Below are 2,810 nucleotides of genomic sequence, written 5' to 3' on the forward strand. Positions count from 1 at the left end.
CAGTGTAATCAGTTTAATCCTGAGTCAGACAAAATTCGCTTATTTCAAAGTAGCCAGTAACTTCTTGTTTAAAGTTACGTAGTCATCGTTTTTAGCTGTAGTAGCGAGTGCTATGGATTTCTGGGCTGCTTCTTTTGCCACTGCTACATTTTTGGCTTTCGCGTTAATGCGGGCTTTCTGGTACCAGATCCAGAAAGCGTCGGGGCTTTGTGTAGCGGCTTCATTGATCCATTCTACGGCTTTGTTAATGTCTTTACCGCTTTCAAAGTAGTATACAGCTGCCTGGAAGTAAGGTTTCTTTTCGGCGTTCTGCATTGCGTCGTTGATCTGGGCAGTGATTTTGTCGTCGATGTCTGCTTTGATCACTACGGGTACTTTGGTTTTATCCCAGCTGAGGGCCAGTACTACGGAGTTGGAGCGTACATCTTCAAACCCGATGGTAAAGCTTTCCTGGCTGAAAGGGGTAGCTACCGGTTTTACAGTTACACGGGCAATGTCGTTTTCCTGTTTGTATGCCGCAGGGCTGGTAACGTCCAGGCTGCTGGTGAGGATAACGGTCCATGATTGAGCGCCGGGGATAGATAGTAAACCATATTTACCAGCTTTCACGGCAACGCCGCCAAAATTTACATCGTCGCCGAAAGTAATGGTGGTAGCGCTGTTGGCGCCGGTTCTCCAAACTTTACCATAGGGAACCAGGTCGCCCATGATCACGCGGCCGTTTTTCAGCGGACGGGAGTAGTTCAGCTCAATATTGGATAATGCGAAGTCCTGTTTAATGGTTTGTGTAGGACTTGGCGCAGGCATTTTAATGCCCTGGGCCAGGGTAGTGCCGGCGTATAGCAGCAGCATAGCGCCCGCTGTAGCGGCAAAGGTTCTGATAGTATTCATATATGGTGGGTATTTAAATCTACTCTATTAATCCATTGCGGAATGCGTACAGTACCAGGCCAACGCTGTTTTTAACGTTGATCTTTTCCAGTAGTTTCTGACGTATCCCCTCTACTGTACGGGGACTCAGGAAAATCTGCTCGGAAATTTCCTGCGTGGTAAGTTCATTACAGATCAGCTTCAGTACTTCCTGCTCCCGGTCATTGAGCTGGATTTCATTTTTAAGTGTCGGTTTAAATTGTTGTTTGTTTTTGTGCAATACTTTTTTAAGCAGTGCCAGGTTTACGTTATCATTAAAGTAAAATCCTTTTTCAAAGGTAGTACAGATAGCTTCATAGATCTCTTCCGGTTCTGCATTTTTTAATAAATAGGCATTGGCGCCGTTTTCCACCAGGTGTACAATGAAATTATCGTCTTCGTACATGGTGAGTATAATAACCTTTACATCGGGATATTTTTCCTTTACCTTGATGGTAGCTTCAATGCCGTCCATGTTTGGCATTTTAAGATCCATCAGGATTACATCCGGTTGTTGTGTTTCCATGTTCTGCAGCAAATGCAGCCCGTCATCGGCTTCAAAAACGAAGCGAATATTTTCGTAAGGAATCAGTGTGTTTATGACTCCACTGCGGAAGATCTTGTGATCATCAGCAATGGCCACTTTTATGTGTGCCATAGGTGGACAGTTAGAAGATTGCTATTATTTTATTCAGAATAAATTACTATGAGTCATGTCGTTACAAGCGGGTTCAACATAACCGGATGGCAATTTAGTAATAAAACAACATAAGTATCAACTATTCTGTGCAGGCGACTGGTAATTCTCTACACTTATCGTTGCAATGGTACCTTGTGGTGTTCCGGGAGTGAAGTTAATATTTCCACCGATAATATTGAGGCGGCTTTCAATATTTTTAAGTCCAAGGCTCCCGGTTTTAGTGCGGGAATCGGCCAGGGTGGTAAGCAGGGCGCCGTTTCCATTGTCTTCCACCGTAACGGTAAGCAGGGAAGGAGTGGTTTGATAAGTGATCAGTACATCAGTAGCTTGTGCATGTTTCAGGATGTTATTGATCAGTTCCTGTATTACGCGGTACACATTCAATGCTTTTTCCCGGTCTACCGTTTGGCCGTTGCCTGCGGTTTTGAAAGCTATTTTTACCTGTTTGTTTTTATTCATCAGGTTGCAGAAGGAGTCCAGGGCATGTGCGAGGCCCAGGTTTTCCAGTGCCTGTGGATGCAGGCTCTGGGAGATGAACCGCAGTTGCTGGATAATAGTATCGGTGAAGTCTTTCGTTTCACGGAGCCGTTCAGTTTCGCCGTTACCGGTTTTAAGCAGGGGTTGGAGGCCGCCCAGGTTGAGTTTGAGTACCGACAGCTGGGCGCCTACCTCGTCGTGGAGATCTTCCGCGATGCGTTTACGTTCCTGTTCCTGTCCCTGGAGTACTGCGATGAGGCGTTCCCGTTGGAGCTGGAGGTCTTTGTCGCGTATGGCCAGTTTATGTTGGATAACCATTTTTTGTTGGAGCATGACCAGCAATATCACGATAACTCCCAGCATTAACATTACTGTAGTACCAATTACAATAATATCAACTGTTTGCATACCTGAGTTTTTTTAGTTTCGAGAGACCAATATAGAGAAGAATCATGGCAATTAAACCAACAAGGTTGTTAATAGATAAAATTGCGATGGTTATATTGGTCTTGGATGCGCCGTTGGCTGCCTGCGATTGTAATAAATTGTAGCTGATATTGAACAGGAATATTGTACAGAAATAAATAAAGATGCCCGAGTTATACCAGAAAGAAGGGAGTGAGTCAATGTAAATCGATCTCTCAACCAGGGTTTTATCCTTCAGCAATTGTAAAAAGAATATAGCGCCATAAATAAGAATAACAATAGATTTGACGCCGGCGGA

4 protein-coding genes are annotated in these 2,810 nt (G+C 44.4%); all 4 read right to left on the minus strand.

Translation table 11 applies throughout. The features are described 5' to 3' along the window. Positions 1 to 39: 39 nt before the first annotated feature. Positions 40 to 891: a DUF2911 domain-containing protein gene (locus VN105_RS02620; protein ID WP_325637639.1), complete on the minus strand. Its 852-nt coding sequence runs from the start codon at positions 889 to 891 to the stop codon at positions 40 to 42. Positions 892 to 910: 19 nt separating this feature from the next. Beyond that, on the minus strand, positions 911 to 1,567 hold the full coding sequence (locus tag VN105_RS02625) for a response regulator transcription factor (RefSeq protein WP_325637641.1): 657 nt from the start codon (positions 1,565 to 1,567) through the stop codon (positions 911 to 913). 117 nt (positions 1,568 to 1,684) lie between these two features. Further along, positions 1,685 to 2,494 (minus strand): sensor histidine kinase, encoded by an 810-nt coding sequence (locus VN105_RS02630; RefSeq protein ID WP_325637643.1) that lies wholly within the window; start codon positions 2,492 to 2,494, stop codon positions 1,685 to 1,687. Continuing rightward, on the minus strand, positions 2,481 to 2,810 hold a 330-nt coding region (locus VN105_RS02635; RefSeq protein ID WP_325637645.1), incomplete at its 5' end, for a hypothetical protein. The genes VN105_RS02630 and VN105_RS02635, both read right to left, overlap by 14 nt.

The sequence above is a fragment of the Chitinophaga sp. genome, from assembly GCF_035564935.1.
Lineage (GTDB): Bacteria > Bacteroidota > Bacteroidia > Chitinophagales > Chitinophagaceae > Chitinophaga.